The sequence below is a fragment of the Streptomyces sp. NPDC002520 genome (genome assembly GCF_053595235.1).
The window spans coordinates 356,568-374,747 of the sequence record NZ_JBSFXG010000001.1 but is presented as its reverse complement, the minus strand read 5'-3'; the positions used below and the strand labels follow the sequence as shown (position 1 = coordinate 374,747).

13 protein-coding genes are annotated in these 18,180 nt (G+C 72.8%); 8 read left to right on the top strand and 5 right to left on the bottom strand.

The genetic code is table 11. The features are described from left to right. Nucleotides 1–26: 26 nt before the first annotated feature. The 7 genes from cysC (at nucleotide 27) to ACWD5D_RS01435 (ending at nucleotide 6,635) form a co-directional block, all read left to right on the top strand. Complete coding sequence (gene cysC / locus ACWD5D_RS01465; RefSeq protein WP_451371014.1) at nucleotides 27–563, top strand: adenylyl-sulfate kinase; 537 nt, start codon at nucleotides 27–29, stop codon at nucleotides 561–563. Beyond that, entirely contained in the window at nucleotides 560–1,495 is a 936-nt protein-coding gene (cysD, locus tag ACWD5D_RS01460) for a sulfate adenylyltransferase subunit CysD (protein ID WP_451370739.1), read from the top strand. The genes cysC and cysD overlap by 4 nt, the downstream gene beginning before the upstream one ends. A gap of 2 nt (nucleotides 1,496–1,497) precedes the next feature. Continuing rightward, on the top strand, nucleotides 1,498–2,832 hold the full coding sequence (locus ACWD5D_RS01455; protein ID WP_451370738.1) for a sulfate adenylyltransferase subunit 1: 1,335 nt from the start codon (nucleotides 1,498–1,500) through the stop codon (nucleotides 2,830–2,832). Nucleotides 2,833–3,054: 222 nt separating this feature from the next. Then, on the top strand, nucleotides 3,055–4,161 hold the full coding sequence (locus ACWD5D_RS01450; RefSeq protein ID WP_451370737.1) for an aliphatic sulfonate ABC transporter substrate-binding protein: 1,107 nt from the start codon (nucleotides 3,055–3,057) through the stop codon (nucleotides 4,159–4,161). 32 nt (nucleotides 4,162–4,193) lie between these two features. Beyond that, complete coding sequence (locus ACWD5D_RS01445; protein WP_451370736.1) at nucleotides 4,194–4,979, top strand: ABC transporter ATP-binding protein; 786 nt, start codon at nucleotides 4,194–4,196, stop codon at nucleotides 4,977–4,979. Beyond that, nucleotides 4,966–5,880 carry an ABC transporter permease gene (locus tag ACWD5D_RS01440; protein ID WP_451370735.1) on the top strand — a complete coding sequence of 305 codons (915 nt, stop codon included), beginning with the start codon at nucleotides 4,966–4,968 and terminating at the stop codon, nucleotides 5,878–5,880. Before ACWD5D_RS01445 ends, ACWD5D_RS01440 begins: the two co-directional genes overlap by 14 nt. Before the next feature lie 8 nt (nucleotides 5,881–5,888). After that, a complete protein-coding gene (locus ACWD5D_RS01435; protein ID WP_451370734.1) occupies nucleotides 5,889–6,635 on the top strand; it encodes a sirohydrochlorin chelatase in 747 nt (248 codons plus the stop codon). A gap of 640 nt (nucleotides 6,636–7,275) precedes the next feature. Here the strand turns inward: ACWD5D_RS01435 and ACWD5D_RS01430 are convergent. The 4 genes from ACWD5D_RS01430 to ACWD5D_RS01415 all read right to left on the bottom strand — a co-directional run bounded on the left by ACWD5D_RS01430 (nucleotide 7,276) and on the right by ACWD5D_RS01415 (nucleotide 14,156). Further along, on the bottom strand, nucleotides 7,276–7,911 hold the full coding sequence (locus ACWD5D_RS01430; RefSeq protein ID WP_451370733.1) for a mycothiol-dependent nitroreductase Rv2466c family protein: 636 nt from the start codon (nucleotides 7,909–7,911) through the stop codon (nucleotides 7,276–7,278). A gap of 248 nt (nucleotides 7,912–8,159) precedes the next feature. Further along, a complete protein-coding gene (locus tag ACWD5D_RS01425) occupies nucleotides 8,160–13,172 on the bottom strand; it encodes a trypsin-like serine protease (RefSeq protein WP_451370732.1) in 5,013 nt (1,670 codons plus the stop codon). Further along, on the bottom strand, nucleotides 13,165–13,527 hold the full coding sequence (locus ACWD5D_RS01420) for a trypco2 family protein (RefSeq protein ID WP_451370731.1): 363 nt from the start codon (nucleotides 13,525–13,527) through the stop codon (nucleotides 13,165–13,167). Before ACWD5D_RS01420 ends, ACWD5D_RS01425 begins: the two co-directional genes overlap by 8 nt. A gap of 83 nt (nucleotides 13,528–13,610) precedes the next feature. After that, the gene (locus ACWD5D_RS01415) at nucleotides 13,611–14,156 is read right to left on the bottom strand and encodes a DUF1697 domain-containing protein (RefSeq protein ID WP_451370730.1); all 546 of its coding nucleotides are present in this window, start codon (nucleotides 14,154–14,156) and stop codon (nucleotides 13,611–13,613) included. Nucleotides 14,157–14,551: 395 nt separating this feature from the next. Between ACWD5D_RS01415 and ACWD5D_RS01410 the strand changes: the two genes are divergently transcribed. After that, entirely contained in the window at nucleotides 14,552–16,810 is a 2,259-nt protein-coding gene (locus tag ACWD5D_RS01410) for an MMPL family transporter (protein WP_451370729.1), read from the top strand. Nucleotides 16,811–16,936: 126 nt separating this feature from the next. On the opposite strand, the gene mgt is transcribed toward ACWD5D_RS01410, so the two are convergent. Then, nucleotides 16,937–18,151: a macrolide-inactivating glycosyltransferase gene (gene mgt, locus ACWD5D_RS01405; protein WP_451370728.1), complete on the bottom strand. Its 1,215-nt coding sequence runs from the start codon at nucleotides 18,149–18,151 to the stop codon at nucleotides 16,937–16,939. Nucleotides 18,152–18,180 lie beyond the last annotated feature (29 nt).

Sequence of the window (18,180 nt, the reverse complement as noted above, 5' to 3'; positions counted from 1 at the left end):
GCGACGACCAGATTCAGGAGAACGACGTGACCACCGGAGCCACCGTCTGGCTCACGGGTCTGCCGAGCGCCGGCAAGACCACCATCGCCCACGAGCTGGCCGGCCGGCTGCGCGGGGAGGGCCACCGCGTCGAGGTGCTCGACGGCGACGAGATCCGCGAGTTCATCTCGGCGGGCCTCGGCTTCTCCCGCGAGGACCGGCACACCAACGTGCAGCGCATCGGCTTCGTCGCCGAACTGCTGGCCCGCAACGGCGTCAAGGCGCTCGTCCCGGTGATCGCGCCGTACGCGGACAGCCGCGACGCGGTGCGGGGGCGGCACGACGAGAACGCGACGCCGTACCTGGAGATCCACGTGGCGACCCCGGTCGACGTGTGCTCGGTGCGGGACGTGAAGGGGCTGTACGCCAAGCAGGCCGCGGGCGAGCTGAGCGGGCTCACGGGGGTCGACGACCCCTACGAGGAGCCCGAGAAGCCCGACCTGCGGATCGAATCGCAGCACCAGAGCGTGCAGGAGTCCGCGGCGTCGGTGTACGCCCTGCTCAATGAGAAGGGACTGGCATGACGACCGTGGCGAAGACCGAGGGCGGTACGGACACCCCGTACGCCGTCTCGCACCTGGACGCGCTGGAGTCCGAGGCGGTGCACATCTTCCGCGAGGTGGCGGGCGAGTTCGAGAACCCGGTGATCCTGTTCTCCGGGGGCAAGGACTCCATCGTCATGCTGCATCTCGCGCTGAAGGCGTTCGCGCCGGCCGCGATCCCGTTCTCGCTGCTGCACGTGGACACCGGGCACAACTTCCCCGAGGTGCTGAAGTACCGGGACCGCGCGGTCGCCCGGCACGGACTGCGCCTCCATGTGGCGTCCGTGCAGGACTACATCGACCGCGGTGTGCTCAAGGAGCGTCCCGACGGCACCCGGAACCCGCTGCAGACCCTCCCGCTGACGGAGAAGATCCAGAGCGAGAGGTTCGACGCGGTCTTCGGCGGCGGCCGCCGTGACGAGGAGAAGGCCCGCGCCAAGGAGCGGGTGTTCTCGCTGCGCGACGAGTTCTCCCAGTGGGACCCGCGCCGGCAGCGCCCCGAGCTGTGGAACCTGTACAACGGCCGGCACGCCGCGGGCGAGCACGTGCGCGTGTTCCCGCTCAGCAACTGGACCGAGCTGGACGTCTGGCAGTACATCGACCGCGAGGGCATCGAGCTGCCGGAGATCTACTTCGCGCACGAGCGCGAGGTGTTCCAGCGGTCCGGGATGTGGCTGACGGCCGGCGAGTGGGGCGGCCCGAAGGAGACCGAGACCGTCGAGAAGCGCCTGGTGCGCTACCGGACCGTCGGTGACATGTCCTGCACGGGCGCCGTCGAGTCCGACGCGACCACGCTGGACGCCGTCATCGCCGAGATCGCCGCCTCCCGGCTCACCGAGCGCGGTGCGACCCGCGCCGACGACAAGCTCTCCGAGGCCGCGATGGAAGACCGCAAGCGCGAGGGGTACTTCTAAGCATGAGCACGACCACGACCGAGGCGCTCTCGGCCACCACGCTGCTGCGGTTCGCCACCGCGGGCTCCGTCGACGACGGCAAGTCCACGCTGGTGGGCCGGCTGCTGCACGACTCCAAGTCGGTCCTCGTCGACCAGCTGGAGGCCGTGGAGCGGGCGTCCGCGAGCCGCGGCCAGGACGCGCCCGACCTCGCGCTGCTCACCGACGGCCTGCGCGCCGAGCGGGAGCAGGGCATCACGATCGACGTGGCCTACCGCTACTTCGCCACGCCCCGCCGCCGGTTCATCCTCGCCGACACCCCGGGCCATGTGCAGTACACCCGCAACATGGTCACCGGAGCCTCCACCGCCGAGCTGACGGTGGTCCTGGTCGACGCCCGCAACGGCGTGGTCGAGCAGACCCGCCGGCACGCGGCGATCGCCGCGCTGCTGCGTGTCCCGCACGTGGTGCTGGCCGTGAACAAGATGGACCTGGTCGACTACCAGGAGTCCGTGTTCGCCGCGATCGCCGAGGAGTTCACGGCGTACGCGACCGAGCTGGGCGTCCCCGAGGTCACCGCGATCCCGATCTCGGCGCTCGTCGGTGACAACGTGGTGGAGCCGTCCGCGACCATGGACTGGTACGGCGGCCCGACCGTCCTGGAGCACCTGGAGACCGTCCCGGTCAGCCACGACCTGGCGCACTGCCACGCCCGGCTGCCCGTGCAGTACGTGATCCGGCCGCAGACCGCGGAGCACCCCGACTACCGGGGCTACGCGGGCCAGATCGCGGCCGGCAGCTTCCGGGTCGGCGACCCGGTCACGATCCTGCCGTCCGGCCGTACGACGACGATCTCCGGCATCGACCTGCTGGGCAAGCCGGTCGACGTGGCCTGGACGACGCAGTCGGTGACCGTGCTGCTCGCTGACGACATCGACATCTCGCGCGGCGACCTGATCGTGCCGACGAAGGACGCGCCGGCCACCACGCAGGACGTGGAGGCGACCGTCTGCCACGTCGCCGACCAGCCGCTGACGGTCGGGCACCGGGTGCTGCTCAAGCACGGCACCCGCACGGTGAAGGCGATCGTGAAGGACATCCCGTCCCGGCTCACGCTCGACGACCTGTCCCTGCACCCGCATCCGGGGCTGCTCGTCGCCAACGACATCGGCCGGGTGAAGATCCGCACTGCGGAGCCGCTGCCGGTCGACTCGTACGCCGACTCCCGGCGCACGGGCTCCTTCATCCTGATCGACCCGAACGACGGCACCACGCTCACCGCGGGCATGGTCGGCGAGTCGTTCGCGTCCCCGGAGCCCGTCAAGGACGAGGCCGAGGACGACGGATGGGACTTCTGACATGAGCCCGAACGACGTCTACTCCACGTTCGCGAAGGAGGGCGGCCGCGTCGGCAGCGGTGCCGTCGGCAGTGGGCAGGGCGGAGTGGCGCGATGTGCGTGCTGACGTACGCGCACCGCATGCGCGCCCTCAGTCCCCACCGCCGTAGACGCAGACCTGCCGACCTCCCGGCCACGACCTGAGAGACCGTGACCGCCGGGCCGACGAGAGGAACACCTCCCGTGCCTGCCAATTCAGCCCTCCGTCGCACCCTCGCGGTGGCAGCCGCGCTCCCCCTGCTCGCCCTGGCCGCCTGCGGCTACGGGTCCCAGGCCAAGGGCGACACCTCCGGCGCGCAGATCGCCGCCGGGGCGAGGAAGACCGACGGCCTCGACTCCGTGCGGATCGGCTACTTCGGCAACCTCACGCACGCCACCGCTCTGGTCGGCAAGCAGAAGGGCTTCTTCCAGAAGGAGCTGGGTGCCACCAAGGCCGAGTACCAGGTCTTCAACGCCGGTCCGTCCGAGATCGAGGCGCTGAACTCGGGTTCCATCGACATCGGCTGGATCGGCCCGTCCCCTGCGGTCAACGGTTACACCGCGTCCCAGGGCAAGAGCCTGAAGATCATCGGCGGTTCGGCGTCCGGCGGCGTGAAGCTGGTCGTGAACCCGGAGAAGATCGCGTCCCTGAAGGACGTCAGGGGCAAGAGGATCGCGACGCCTCAGCTGGGCAACACGCAGGACGTGGCGTTCCTCAACTGGGCGGCCCAGCAGGGCTGGAAGGTCGACGCGCAGAGCGGCCAGGGCGACGTCTCGGTCGTCCGCACCGACAACAAGGTGACCCCGGACGCCTTCAAGTCCGGCTCCGTCGACGGCGCCTGGGTGCCGGAGCCGACCGCGTCCAAGCTGGTCGCCGAGGGCGGCGAGGTGCTGCTGGACGAGTCCTCGCTGTGGCCGGACAAGAAGTTCGTCATCACGAACATCATCGTGTCGCAGAGCTTCCTCAAGGAACACCCGAGGGCCGTCGAGGCGGTGCTGAGGGCATCCGTCGACACCAACAAGTGGATCAACGCCAACCCGGACCAGGCGAAGGCCGCGGCGAACAAGCAGCTGGGCGTCGACTCCGGCAAGGAGCTGCCGGCCGACGTCCTGGACCCGGCCTGGAAGTCCATCCGGATCACCGACGACCCGCTGGCCGCGACCCTCGGCACCGAGGCGCGGCACGCGGTCGACGCGGGTCTGCTGGAAGACCCGAAGCTGGATGGCATCTACGACCTCACTCTCCTGAACAAGGTCCTCGTGGCCGCGGGTGAGCGCTCCGTCAGCGACGCCGGTCTCGGCGCGAAGTAAGTCCGGATCCGAGTTCCCAGGAGGTGACGACCATGGCAACCGCCCTCGCCAAGGCCGCCGAAGCAGAGGCAGTCGAGTACGCGGCCCGCATCGAGCACGTCTCGAAGTCCTTCCCCGGGCCTGCCGGGCAGCAGCTCGTGCTCGACGACATCAGCCTGGACGTCGCGCCGGGCGAGTTCGTCACCCTGCTGGGGGCCTCGGGCTGTGGCAAGTCGACGCTGCTGAACCTGGTGGCGGGCCTCGACAGGCCCTCGGCCGGCGGCATCGCGACCCATGGGCGGCCCGCCCTGATGTTCCAGGAGCATGCCCTGTTCCCGTGGCTGACCGCGGGCAAGAACATCGAACTCGCCCTGAAACTGCGGGGAGTTCCGAAGAACCTGCGGCGCGGCCGGGCCGAGGAGCTGCTCGAGCTCGTCCGGCTGGGCGGCTCGTACGACAAGCGGGTGCACGAGCTGTCCGGCGGTATGCGCCAGCGCGTGGCCATGGCCCGTGCGCTCGCGCAGGACAGCCAGCTGCTGCTGATGGACGAGCCGTTCGCGGCGCTGGACGCGATCACCCGCGACCTGCTGCACGACGAACTGACCCGGATCTGGACGGAGACGGGACTGTCCGTCCTGTTCGTCACGCACAACGTGCGTGAGGCGGTGCGGCTCGCCCAGCGGGTCGTGCTGCTGTCGTCCCGGCCGGGCCGGGTGGCCCGCGAATGGCGGGTGGACCTCCCGCAGCCCCGGCGCATCGAGGACGCGCCGGTGGCCGAACTGTCCCTCGAGATCACCGAAGTACTGCGTGGGGAGATCCGCCGACATGGCCAGCACTGAGACGAAGACCCCCGCGGACGCGAAGAACGCCGACGCGGGGAGCCCCGACGCGGGCAGCGTCGAGGCGGGCCTGGACGCCCTGGCGACGACCGTCACCGGACGTACTCCGCTGCGGAAGACGTTCGTCGACAAGATCCTGCCGCCGCTCGTCGCGACCGTGCTGGTCCTGCTCGTGTGGCAGGCGCTGATCTCGTTCAAGGTCGTCGACGATCCGACGAAGCTGCCCTCCCCCGCCGATGTGGGCGCCGAGTTCAAGAAGGCCTGGCTCGAGGGCACGCTGCTCGGCTACATCTGGACCAGCGTCTCGCGCGGTCTGCTGGGCTTCCTGTTCGCGCTGGCCATCGGGACCCCGCTGGGCCTGCTGGTGGCCCGGGTGAAGTTCCTGCGTGCCGCGATCGGCCCGGTGCTGTCCGGCCTCCAGTCGCTGCCCTCGGTCGCGTGGGTGCCGCCGGCGGTGATCTGGCTGGGCCTGGACAACAAGATGATGTACGCGGTGATCCTGCTCGGCGCGGTCCCGTCCATCGCGAACGGTCTGGTCTCCGGCATCGACCAGGTGCCGCCGCTGTTCCTGCGGGCGGGCCGCACGATGGGTGCGACCGGTCTGAAGGGTGCCTGGCACATCGTGCTGCCGGCGGCGCTGCCGGGCTATCTGGCCGGTCTGAAGCAGGGCTGGGCCTTCTCCTGGCGCTCCCTGATGGCCGCGGAGATCATCGCCTCCTCGCCGGACCTGGGCATCGGCCTGGGCGCGCTGCTGGAGAACGGCCGCAACGCCAGCTCCATGGCGATGGTGTTCGAGGCGATCTTCCTGATCCTGTTCGTCGGCATCGCGATCGACCTGCTGATCTTCAGCCCGCTGGAGCGGTGGGTGCTGCGCAGCCGCGGCCTGCTGGTGAAGGGCTGAGGCACACCATGCGCACGCCGGTCCGCCCCGTCCTCGTGGTGATCGCCCACGGCAGCCGCGATCCGCGGCACGCCGCGACCGTGCACGCCCTCGTGCAGCGGGTGCGGTCGCTGCGGCCGGGGCTGCGGGTGGAGACCGGCTTCCTGGACTTCAACGTCCCCTCCGTGCAGGGCGTACTGGAGTCACTGGCCGAGGAGGAGGTGCGGGACGTGGTGGCGCTGCCGCTGCTGCTGACCCGCGCCTTCCACGCGAAGGCCGACATCCCCGCCGTGCTGCGCCAGGCGCCGCCGCGGCTGCGGATCCGGCAGGCGGACGTGCTCGGCCCGTCCCCGCTGCTGCTGTCCGCGCTGGAACGGCGGCTGTACGAGGCGGGGCTGACGCCCGCCGACAAGTCCTCGACCGGGGTCGTGCTGGCCTCGGCGGGGTCCTCCGACCCGGAGGCGATCGCGGTGATCGCCGATATCGCGCGGGAGTGGTGGCACACCGGTTGGTGCGCCGTGCGACCCGCGTTCGCCTCCGCATCTCTCCCGCGCACCGAGGACGCCGTACGGGAGTTGCGCGCCGCCGGCTGCGAGCGGGTGGCCGTCGCCCCGTACGTACTGGCCCCCGGTTTCCTCCCCGACCGCATCGTGCGGGGAGCGGCCGGCGCGGATGTGCTGGCGGACGTGCTGGGCCCGGCGCCGGAGGTGGCGCGGCTGCTGCTGGAGCGCTACGACGAGACCGCTCGGTCGGTCCCGTTGGCGCTGGGCGCCTGACCCGGTTCCGTGTGCCCCTGATCCGAGTCGGCGGCCCCTGACCCGATTCCGTGGGCGCCCGGAGCTTTCCTGGCGGCGCCGGGCGGACGGCCCCGCGGCGGTGGGGCCGTCCGACGCTCACAGGTCCAGCTCGTGCAGGGGCTGCCGGCAGATGCCGAGGCTGCCGGTGCCGGCGCGGGCCACGGTGAGGGGCGCACCGCCTGACTCCCTGGTGCCGCAGACGTCACCGAGGACGCGGGTCGCCCTACCGACTCCTTACCGTGGACCTGTGTGCCGGGTGCGTGGGCAGAGGGCCGAAAATCGCCACTCATACGGGTGAACAACACCCGTTGGCCCGGCCGTGCCTCCTGCTTTCGCGCTGCCCTCGCGCCTCCGTGGGCGCGTGACGCGCCCGGGACGGCGCGGCGGGTGGGTCACGGGGTTCGTGCGGGTCGGGTCCGCCGCGGGCGGCCGGAATCGGGGACCGGTCGCGGTCCGGCGCTCCCCTGTGGCGTCGGACCGCGATCGGCTCTACCTTCTGCGTCACATCGGGCCTGCGTGTCACAGGGAACGGCCCGTCGTCGCCGCCGATGGACGGATATCGGCCAAGCTCGCGACAGGGCCCCGGTGTTGACACCTGGGCCGCCGTTGTGCCGGCGCATCAGTCGAACCGGAGCGCTCCCGTACGGGTGCGCTTCAGCTCGAAGAGGTCGGGGTGGCGGGCCAGCACCCGGAAACTGTCGAAGAGTTCCGCCGCGTCGGTGCCGCGCGGAACGGCCCTCAGGACGGGGCCGAACCACACGGTGCCGTCGACGTGGATGGTGGGCGTGCCGACGTAGCCGCCCGACTCCAGCTCGACACCCGCCTCGTGACCGCGGCGCACCGCGTCGTCGTACGACGGGTCGTGCGCCGCGTCCGCCAGTTCGGCCGGCAGCCCGAGTTCGGCCAGGGAATCGGCGACCACCACGTCGAAGTCCTCGACGCCCTGTTCGTGGATGCGGGTGCCGAACGCGGTGTACAGGTCGCGCAGCACCTTGTCGCCGTGCCGCTCGGCGGCGGCCACGGCGACCCGCACGGGGCCGATCGACCGGTCGACCAGGTCCCGGTACCAGTCGGGGAGTTCGTTGCCGGTGTTGTGCAGGTACAGGCTCATGACGTGGAAGCGGAGGTCGAGCGGACGGGCGCGCTCGACCTCCAGCATCCAGCGGGAGGTGATCCAGGCGAACGGGCAGGCGGGGTCGAAGTAGAAGTCGACCCGGGTCGGGGTGGTCGTACGGCCGTGCTCGGAGTGCGTCATGGCGACGACGCTAGTGCCCGAGTGGCACAGACTCCCGGTCCAATTGCCCTCGCTGTCACTGGTCCACTTCGGCCTCCGGGGCCCCGGCGGACGGTTCCTCGTCCCGGGCCGCGACGTCGATCTCGATCGGCGACACCGACCTCGTCGGCCAGCAGCACCTCGCGGGCCGGGTCGCCCGCACACGGACCCGCGGCTCGCCGTGCCTGCGGAGGTCCTGTCACCGACGCGGTTCCACGGGCTGCGGAAGGTCACGCCGCCCCGGCCGACTCCATGACGAGGGCGACCAGGTCCGCCAGGACCTCCGGGGCGAGGAGCGCGAGCGCCTCGACGGTCGGCACCCAGTTCCCGGCGGCGAGGGCCTCGGCCACCAGGGCACGGGCCTCGGCACCGATCTTCGACGCGGGCCCCTCGTCCGCGTCGGCGCGGTCCGCCCCGGCGAGGGCGAGCGCCGCCCCGACGAGGGCGCGCGCGGTGACCTCGGAATCGGGGGCGGCGCGGCCGAGGTCGACGGCCTCCCGGGTGAGGGCGACGGCGTCGTCGGTGTCACTCTCCTCGGCCAGGACGCGGGCGACGCACAGGAGAGCCCGCACCCGGTGGTCGGCGTGGGTGAGCGTGCGGGCCACTTCCAGCGCCTCGCCGGTACGGCCCTCGGCGGCCGAGAAGCGGACCAGATTGACGAGTTCGTACTCCTGGCGGTCCGTGTGGGTCATCGTCCCGATCAGTTCCAGCGCCTCAGTGAGGCGCCCCTGGTCGGTCAGGGCGGCCACCACGGACACGAACGCCTGCGCCTGCCGGTCGGTGTAGGTGATGCCGCGGGCCAGTTCCACGGCCTCGTCCGTGCGGCCCTCCTCCGCCAGGGCGCGGACCACGTCGGACATGGCCTGGGCCCGCACCTTGTTGTCGGTGACGCTCGCGACGCGTGCCATGGCCTCGTCCGCGCCACGGCTGCGGGCCAGCGCCCGTACGACGACGGCGTGGGCGGCGGAGCGGGCCCGGGCCCCGGGGATGCTCCGGGCGACGCCGAGGGCGCGGTCGAACCGCTCGTCCGCGACCAGGGCCCGGACGACGGTCTGCGTCGCCTGGGCCCGGTGCTCCGGGTGCTCGATGGTCCGGGCGAGGCGGCCCGCCCGGTCGGGCCGGCCGGTCAGGGCCAGCGCCCGGACCACGGCGGACAGCACCCGGGCGCGCGGCTCGGCTTCGGTGATGCCGTCGGCGAGGGCGCACGCCTCGTCGATGCGGTCGGCCTCGGCGAGTGCCTGGGCGAGGGCGACCATGGCCTCGGCCCGCCGGTCGGGCTGGACGATGGCCCGCGCCAGTTCACGGGCCTGCGTCACCCGGCCGGCGCGGGCCAGTGCGCGGGCGGCGACCACCAGGGCGGAGGCACCCTTCTCGGGGTCGTCGACGGTGCGGGCCACCGCGTGGGCGTCGTCGGGCCGGTCGGCCTCGAGCAGGGTCCGGGCGAGGACCGTCAGCGCGTCGGCCCGCCGGTCGGACCGGGCGATCGTCCGCGCCAGCTCCTCGGCCTCCCTCACCCTCCCCTCGCGTGCCATGGCACCGACGACGACCACCAACTGGGCGGCGGACCGGCCGGGATCGTCGATCAGCCGGGCCGCGTCCGCGGCGATGCCGGTGCGGCCGGCCTCGGCGAGGGAGTGGACGACGGCCGCCTGGGTCTCGGAGCTCTGGTCGTGGTTGCCGGCGGCTCGGGCCACGGCCATGGCCTCGCGGGCCCGCTCGGTGGCCGCCCGCGTGCGTTCGGCGCGGGCGAGCGCCCACGCGGCGGCGGACAGCGCGGCGGCCCGCCGGTCCGGATTGCTCAGGGCCGGGATCAGGTCGACGGCTTCCCCGGCCAGGCCGGCGGCGGCGTCCAGCGCCCCGGACCGGGCGAGGGCGCGAGCGGCGGACGCCAGCACCTCGGCCTGCCGGTCGGGGGTGCCTGCCGCGCGGGCCAGGGCCGCCACGTCGTCCGCCCGGCCGGGGTCCTTGGCCGTCGTGCGGGCCACGCCTTCCAGAACCTGTGCCCGCAGGCCGGCCTGGGTGATACCGCGGGCGAGCGCGAGGGCCTCGTCCAGATGGCCGGCGTCGACCAGAATGTGCAGGACGGTCACCAGCGCCCCGGCCCGGCCGCCGCCCTCGCCCAGCGCGCACGCGTCGCGCACGATGTCAACGGCGAGCGCGACGGCCTGCGCGGTACGGCCGGCTCCGGCGAGTGCCTGGGCGACGACCACCAGTGCCTGGAGCCGGGTCTCCGGGTCGTCGATCGTGTACGCACGGGCGAGGGCGTCGTCCGGGCGGCCCGCGTCGGCGAGCAGCCGGACGACGTCCACCAGAGTGCCGGCCGCCCGGTGCGGGCGGCGCGTGCGGCGGGCGAAGTCGATGCTCTCGTCGGCGAGTTCGGCCAGCTCCCCGGCGACGCCGACGGCCTCGTCGATGCGGCCGGCACCGATCAGCGCCTGCGCGACGGCCTTCAGCGCGGGGGCCCGCCGAGCCGGGGCGACGGTGCGCGCACAGGCGTGGGCCTCGTCGACAAGGCCGCCCTCGGTCAGTCCGAGCACGACGCCGTTCAGGACGTGCGTCCGTGCCGCGGGCTGCAGTTGGGAACGGACGAGGCGCACCGTCCGGTGGGCCAGGGCGAGCGCTTCCGCGGTGCGGCCGGCGCGGGCGAGGCTGCGAAGGACGCAGTTCTGCGCCTCGGCCCTGTGGCGCGGTCCGTCGATGGTGCGGGCGCACTTGCCGGCGGTGTCCGGGTCGTCGGCATCGGCGTGGGCCCGCACGACGTGGAACAGGGCGACGGCACGGTTCGCGGGGTCGTCCACGGTGCGCGCGAGCGCTTCGGCGGCGTCGGGCCGGCCCGCTCCGGCCAGGATGCCCGCGATGCGCTCGTAGGCGTGGGCCGGCAGGCCCCGCGGGGGAAGGCCGGCGAGGAGGGCGAGGGCGTCGTCCGCGAGACCGGATTCGACGAGCGCCTCCACGACGTGCGCGAAGGGGTGCGGCGCCGGTCCCGGTCCGGTCAGCGTCAGGGCCACCGCGGCGGCCTCACGGGCGAGGTCGACGGCGGCCTCCGCACGGCCTGTCCGGGCCAGTGTCCGCACCGGGACGAGCAGGGCCTGCGTGCGCCGGACGGGGTCGCTGACGGCGCGGGCCGCCTCGGTCGCCTGGGCCACGATGTCCGGCCGGGCGTCGAGGAGAAGGATCTTCGACAGCAGGTCCACGAGCCTGGCGGGTTCGTTCGCGGACCGCGCCAGGGCGATGGCCCGGCGTGCGCGGCCCAGTTCGGCCCACGTCAGGATCACGTCGTCGGTGACCCGGCCGCCGCGCCCGCGCAGGGCCTCCCGGTGCAGGGCCAGCCGCAGGCAGGCGTGCAGGTCGGGTTCGGGGGCGCGGACATGGAGGCGGAAGGCGTCGGCGATCTCGGACAGGGCCTGCGCGTCCGCTCCCGTGGTCTGCCACAGGCGTTCGTGCCGTACGGGATCGGTGGCCAGGTCGGTCAGGCGTGCGACGTCGCCGAGTTGGCGAAGCAGCACGGGGTAGCCGACGAGCACGTACTCGGGCGTGTCCGCGGGCCAGCCCGCCGCGCGCCAGGTGTCGGCGTAGGCGTGCACCCGGGCCCGGTAGGTGTCCAGCGAGGCGGTCATCCGGCCGAGGACGGCCTGGTCGAGTTCGTCGTGGCCGAGGGAGAACAGCGGCTCCGGTTCCGCGCCGTCGACCGTCCACTCGGCCTGCCGGCGGCGGAAGGAGCGCCCAGCCTCACCGGCGAGGGTCTGTCCGACCTCCCACGCCGCCCAGCGGGGCCGGTCCTCGCCCGCCGCGCGTGCCATGTGCGCCAGGTCGGCGGCGCTCAGTCCGCCTCCCGCGGCCGCGGTGACGCAGGCCACCTCGAGGCCCAGCGGCGGTCCCGCCCACAGCTCCGTCATGGCGCGGTCGGCCGCCTGCCGGGCGACCCGGGCGGCCGGGGAGACGTCGAGCGGGTGATCGATGGCACGGTCGTGCAGCGGGTGTTCGTCGAGTACGTCGCTGGGCACGGGCGGGTCCGGCCGTCCGGCGACGAGGACGCGCAGCCCGGCGGCCGGCCGGCGCGGCAGCAGTGCGGCGATGCTGTGTCCGCTGCCGCCGTCCGGGACGCCGGTGTCCTCGTCCAGACCGTCGACCAGCAGGACCAGCCGCCGCCCCGCCGCCCGCGCCTGTTCGGCGGCCCGCTCCAGTCCGTGCAGGAACTGCCCCTCGGAGGTGCACACCAGGCCGGGGTCGTGGAGGTACTCGCGCAGCCGGCTCTCCATGACCGCCAGGAAGGCGGTCTGGTCGGAGCGGCCGAGCTGGCGGCGGGTGACGAAGAACGCCAGGACGTCCACGCCCTGCGGCGGGTCGACGACGAACTGGGCCATCAGGGCGGTCTTGCCGGACCAGGCGGGGGCGAGCCAGCGCCAGTACCGGGGGGCCGCGGGGTCGTCCGCGGTGCAGAAGTCCGTCATCCGCGCCAGTTCCTCGCCCCGGCCCTCGAAGGGATCGGCGGCGAACTGCTGGCGCACCTCGAGCCGGTATCCCGACGCGGGCACGGGCGGGCGGCCGTCGACCGCGACGAGCACCGGCGCGCCCACGCCGTGCCGGCGCAGGTGGTCGGTGAACGCCGTGTCGGTGGCGAAGGTGTGGACGGGTACGGCGCGCAGCCGCCGGTTCCCGTGGCGGTCGTCGTTGTAGATGGTCACACCGACCAGGCGGTCGCGGCAGAACACCGCGGCGCCCGAGACCCCGCGCCAGGCCTGCGACCCGTCGGCGGGCACATCGGGGCTGGCGCCCAGGTCCAGTGCGTAGAGGTCGTTGACGCCCGAGCCGCCCGTGATGGGCTGCAGCCGGCCGCTGAACGCCTCCACGCCCCGCTCGCCGTTCGCGGCCTTGCCGTGCCAGGGGAAGCCGCTGCCCGTGTAGGAGATGGGTTCGCTGCCGTCGGGGCGGCCCCACAGGACCGTGCCCGGCGCCTCGACCCGCTGGGCCAGTTCCAGCAGGGCCACGTCCAGACCGCCGGGACCGATCCAGCGCACGGTGCCGTCGCACCGGTGCACCGCCGTGTCCAGCCGGGGGTGTCCGACCCTGACCCTGATCTTCGGGTACGGCCGCCCTGTCTCCTCGGACACGACGACGTGACGTGCCGTCAGCACGAGGCCCGGCGCGACGAGATAGCCCGACCCGGAACGCAGGGCCCGGCCGTCCCGGCCGGCGCTGCCGCAGCGGATGTACGCCAGGCGTTCCGGGTGGTCCTCAGTCATCCTCGTCCCACGGCTCGCCCTCGCCCTCGTCGCTCACCTCCGCCAACTGCCCGCCGACGGCACGGTCCTTGACCTTCAGCTTGAGCACGAGCTTGTGCGTGCGGGCCGAGCCCTGGCTGCCGTTCGCGTCGACCGTCGCCACGCCGAAGCTCACCTTCCCGCCGAGCTGCCCCTGTTCGCGCAGCTCGAGCGTGAGCTCCAGCTGGGCTTCCTCGATCTCGAACGCGAACTGCTCGCCCACGCCCTCGCTCTGGGCGTCGTAGAGCTCCTGCCGCAGCTCGGCGATCGCCGCCGCCAGTCCGACCTCGGCCACCGGATCCCCCCTGCGCTCCTCGGCCGGTGTCCCGGCCGCCACCTGACAGACCCCTCCGATCTTACGTGCCGTCAGCAACCGCGACGACCGGCCGCGATGCCGTCCGGATCAGGCCGGACGGTCCGTCAGTTCTCCGTCATCTCGACGAGCTTGAGCACGGTGTTCCAGTTCCGGGAGGTGGCGATCAGCCCCTTGGCGACCCGGGGGCGGGACAGTGCCTCGCCGAGCTTGGAACGGCCGAGACCGTCCGGGGCGTAGAGGTACAGGCAGCGGTCGCCGAGGCGGAACTCCTCAGGGAGGTGGGCGGCGGGGTCGATCTCCGCGTAGCGCTCCGCGGCGACCGGCGCGGAGAAGTACGTGACGTGGAGCTGCCTGGGTTCCAGTTCGGCGGCCGGGAAGGGGCAGGCGTCGGCGACCGCCTTCAGATAGGCGTGGTCGCGCACGATCACGTCGACCGGGAACCCGAACCGCTCCTCGACGGCCCGGCTCAGCTCCGCCGCCAGGGAGTCCTCGTCGCCGTGGTCGGTGGTGAAGACGGCCTGGCCGCTCTGCAGATGGGTCCGTACTCCGTCGTGCCCGAGGCCGGCCATGAGGGTCCGCAGATCGGCCATGGGGAGCTTCTTGCTGCCGCCCACGTTGATTCCGCGCAGCAGCGCCGCATAGGTCGTCATCCCCACACCATAGGGCGGCCGTCGTGCCCCGTGGGGGCGAGCACGACGGCCGCACCCGGGGCGCGCCCCGGACTGCGCGAAACTCTGTCCGATCAGGCGGGCACGGATCAACATCTACACGCGGCTGTGACTTGTTCAACAAGGTTTCGCAATCACAAAGCGCCTGTCTGTCGGCGGATCGGACACGGGAGCACCCCGAGAGGCATCCCCGAGAATCACCGATAGATGTAAGGGGCCGACGTACTCCCCAGCGGTGACCCGGGCCGCGCGCACCTCACCGGGCAGCACGACGAGACGCTCTCGTCCGGCCCATACCGTCGAATCGAACGAAGCGAACCAATCGGATCAGCGTGGCGGCTGGGGGCCGCCACCGCACACAAGGGGGCAATTCCGTCATGGGGAACGGAGATTCGCGGGTGCGGGCGCGGGGGCTCGCCGCCCGGGCCGGCGGCTGGAGCGCGCGGCACCGCTGGGCCGCCGTCGGCATCTGGGTGCTGTTCGTGGTGCTGGCGATGGGGCTCGGCTCGGCGGCGGGCCGGGTCGACGTCGACGAGGCCGACCAGCTCAAGGGCGAGACGCACACCGCTGCGAAGATCATCAGTGACGCGGGGATCAAGCAGCCCGCCGGTGAGACGGTGCTGATCCAGGCGAAGGACGGTTCCGTCAAGGCCACGGACGCGTCGTTCAAGGCCGCCGTCGCGGATGTCGTCAAGGCCGTCGACGGCACCGGCAAGGTCACGTCCGTGACGTCGCCGTACAACACCGGGACGATCGCCGAGGACGGGCGCAGCGCACTGGTGCAGTTCGACATGCGCGGCGACGCCGACACCGCCGCCGACCGGGTGAAGCCGGTGCTGGACGCCGTGGCCGGGGTCCAGAAGGAGCACGGCGCGCTGCGGATCGAGGAGATCGGCGGCGCCAGCATGCAGAAGCAGTACCAGGACGCCTTCGGGGACGACTTCCAGAAGGCGGAGTACTCGGCGGTGCCGGTGGCGCTCGGCATCCTGCTGATCGCGTTCGGCGCGCTGGTGGCGGCGCTGCTGCCGGTGGGTCTGGCGATCACCGCGATCATGGCGACGATGGGTCTGATGGGCCTCGTCAGCCATCTGCAGCCGATGAGCGACACCGCCAACTCCGTGATGCTGCTGGTCGGTATGGCCGTCGGCGTCGACTACTGCCTCTTCTACCTGCGCCGCGAGCGGGAGGAGCGGGACGCCGGGCGGGACGCGGGCACCGCGCTGCGGATCGCCGCCGCCACCAGCGGCCGGGCGATCATCGTCTCCGGTGTCACGGTGTGCGTGGCGATGGCGGGCATGCTCTTCACCGGGCTCGCCGAGTTCGAGGCGATGGGCCTGGCCTCCCTGATGGTGGTGGCCGTCGCCATGGTCGGCTCGGTCACCGTGCTGCCCGCGCTGCTGTCGCTGCTGGGCGAGCGGGTGGAGAAGGGCAGGATCCCGTTCCTGCGCCGGCGGCGCAGGCCGGGCCCGGACCAGGGCAGCCGGTTCTGGACCGCCGTGCTGCGCGGTGTGCTGGCCAGGCCCCTGGTGTCCGTCGTGGTCGCGGCCGGCGCGCTGCTCGCGGTGGCGGCTCCCGCGCTGGGCATGAAGACCCAGCAGCTCACGCTGGACCAGGAGTTCGGCGACTCGCTGCCGATCGTGCAGACGTACAACCGCGTCAACGACGCGTTCCCGGGCGGCTCCGAGCCGGCCCAGGTGGTCGTCAAGGCCGACGACATCAAGGCGCCCGAGGTACAGAAGGCGCTGGCGGACTTCAAGAAGCGGGCGATCTCCTCGGGCGCCTCGCGCGGCCCGGTCGACATCAGGCTGCACGAGGCGCAGAACGTGGCCCTGATCTCGGTACCGCTGGTCGGCGGCTCCGACATGGACCGGGCGGTCGCAAGCCTGCACACACTGCGCGACGAGGTCCGGCCGGCCACCCTCGGCAAGGTCGGCGGCGTCCAGGCGCCGGTCACCGGGCAGGTCGCGGGCAACAACGACTTCAACGACCAGCTGGCAGGCTCGGTCGTCCCGGTCTTCGTGTTCGTGGTCGCGTTCGCCTTCCTGCTCATGCTCCTGTCGTTCCGCTCACTGACGGTCGCCATCACGTCGATCGTGCTCAACCTGCTGTCGGTGGGCGCGGCCTACGGTGTCCTCGTCGCGGTCTTCCAGCACGGCTGGGGCGCCTCGCTGGTGGGCGCCGAGGGCGTGGGCGCGATCGTCACCTGGCTGCCGCTGTTCCTCTTCGTGATCCTGTTCGGGCTGTCGATGGACTACCACGTGTTCGTGGTCTCCCGGATCCGCGAGGCGCGGATGCGCGGCCGCGGCACGAAGGACGCGATCCGGCACGGCGTGGTCACCACGGCCGGCGTCGTCACCAGCGCCGCCGTCATCATGGTCGCCGTGTTCGCGATCTTCGGGACGCTGTCCATGCAGTCCATGAAGCAGATGGGCGTCGGCCTGGCCGCGGCCGTCCTCATCGACGCGACGGTCATCCGCGGTGTGCTGCTGCCGGCCGTGATGGCGCTGCTCGGCGAGCGCAACTGGTACCTGCCCAAGTGGCTGCACCGCCTGCCCGACCTCACCCACGACGAGTCGCCGGAGCCGGTCCCTGCGGCCGCCCCGGTGCACGGTGAGAGCGAGCGGCTCGGGGTCTGATCCCGATCGCTCGCGGGAAGGGCCCGTCGGCTTCCTGGAGGGAGCCGGCGGGCCCTTCGCCGTGCCGGCCCGAGGGGCTCTGACGATCCCTTCGCCATGCCGGGGCGAGGGGGGCCGACGGGCCGGTCAGCCCTGGCGTCGTCCGGGCAGTTCCGCCTCGATCAGGTCGGCCGCGCGCCGCGTGCCGCCCTCCTCGGCCATCCCGGCCTGGACGTCCTTCAGCCGCCGGGCGACTTCGGGGTCGTCGACGAGGGCGAGGGCCGCCTCGCGCAGCCGGTCCGCGGTGGCCTCCTCGGTGGCCAGTCGCCGGGCCACCCCGAGGGACCGGAGCATGTCCGCGTTGCCGAACTGGTCGACCGCCTGCGGTACGGCGATCATCGGCGTCGCGGTGGCCAGCCCCTCCTGGCTGCCGCCCGCGCCGGCGTGCGTGACGAACAGGTCGGCCTGCCGCAGGACCGCCAACTGCGGTACCCAGTTGCACACTTCGACATCGTCCGGTACGTCGCCCAGGTCGGCCGGGTCCACGTGCCGGCCGATCTGGAGGACCAGGTGCCAGCCGGGCAGGTCGCCGAAGGCGCGCACGCACTCACGGTAGAAGGCGGTCTGCTTGGTGAAGGTGGAGCCGAGGGAGACGAGGACCACCTTCTCGGCGCCGGCGGGCCGCTGCCAGTCGCCCTGCTCGGTGCGGTCGCCCTGGCAGGCGCCGACGAAGGTGTACACGCGCTCGTCGACCCGGTCGGCGTTCGGCTGCAGGGCCTTCGGGATCAGGACGAGGGAGCGCGCGGGACGGCCTGCGAAGGAGTCGGGGTCCTGGGTGATGCCGTTCTCCTTCAGCCAGGCCTCGAACCGGGCGTAGTACGCCTGCCCGCGCTCGGTCTTCTTCGGCTCGGCCCACATCGGCTCGGCGACCTCCTTCTCGTACCCGTCCCAGGCGACGAGGTTCGGCGAGAGGGAGATCGCGGGCACGCCCCAGCGGTGGGCGAGGACGCGTGCGGGATAGGAGGCGATGTCGTGCAGGACGAGGTCGGGTTCGTCGCCGTCGTACGCCTCGATCAGCTGCGGCAGCGCCTGGATCGCGTCGTTCAGGAAGGGCTCCACGTTGTCGAGCAGGGTGCTCCCCCACGCCTCGGGGTCGGCGTCGGGGCCGGGCAGGACGGACGTGTACGGCACGGGGCGGGCGCCGGTCGCGGCGACCTTGTCGGCGAAGGCCGGCGGGATGCCGTACGTGACCCGGTGGCCCCGGGCGACGAGTTCGCGGATCACCTCCAGGCTGGGGTTCACATGGCCGTGGGCGGCGATGGAGAACATGGCGATATGGGCGGGGGTGGTCGTGGCGTTCATGACGCCGAGGCTAGGCGAGACGATACGTC

Excerpts from the sequence above, each read along its gene's own strand:
- ACWD5D_RS01430 (WP_451370733.1), bottom strand. The coding sequence starts at position 7,911 with ATGACGCACTCCGAGCACGGCCGTACGACCACCCCGACCCGGGTCGAC.
- ACWD5D_RS01415 (WP_451370730.1), bottom strand. The coding sequence starts at position 14,156 with ATGACGACCTATGCGGCGCTGCTGCGCGGAATCAACGTGGGCGGCAGC.
- ACWD5D_RS01435 (WP_451370734.1), top strand. The coding sequence starts at position 5,889 with ATGCGCACGCCGGTCCGCCCCGTCCTCGTGGTGATCGCCCACGGCAGC.
- cysD (WP_451370739.1), top strand. The coding sequence starts at position 560 with ATGACGACCGTGGCGAAGACCGAGGGCGGTACGGACACCCCGTACGCC.
- ACWD5D_RS01410 (WP_451370729.1), top strand. The coding sequence starts at position 14,552 with ATGGGGAACGGAGATTCGCGGGTGCGGGCGCGGGGGCTCGCCGCCCGG.
- ACWD5D_RS01445 (WP_451370736.1), top strand. The coding sequence starts at position 4,194 with ATGGCAACCGCCCTCGCCAAGGCCGCCGAAGCAGAGGCAGTCGAGTAC.
- ACWD5D_RS01455 (WP_451370738.1), top strand. The coding sequence starts at position 1,498 with ATGAGCACGACCACGACCGAGGCGCTCTCGGCCACCACGCTGCTGCGG.
- mgt (WP_451370728.1), bottom strand. The coding sequence starts at position 18,151 with ATGAACGCCACGACCACCCCCGCCCATATCGCCATGTTCTCCATCGCC.
- ACWD5D_RS01440 (WP_451370735.1), top strand. The coding sequence starts at position 4,966 with ATGGCCAGCACTGAGACGAAGACCCCCGCGGACGCGAAGAACGCCGAC.
- ACWD5D_RS01425 (WP_451370732.1), bottom strand. The coding sequence starts at position 13,172 with ATGACTGAGGACCACCCGGAACGCCTGGCGTACATCCGCTGCGGCAGC.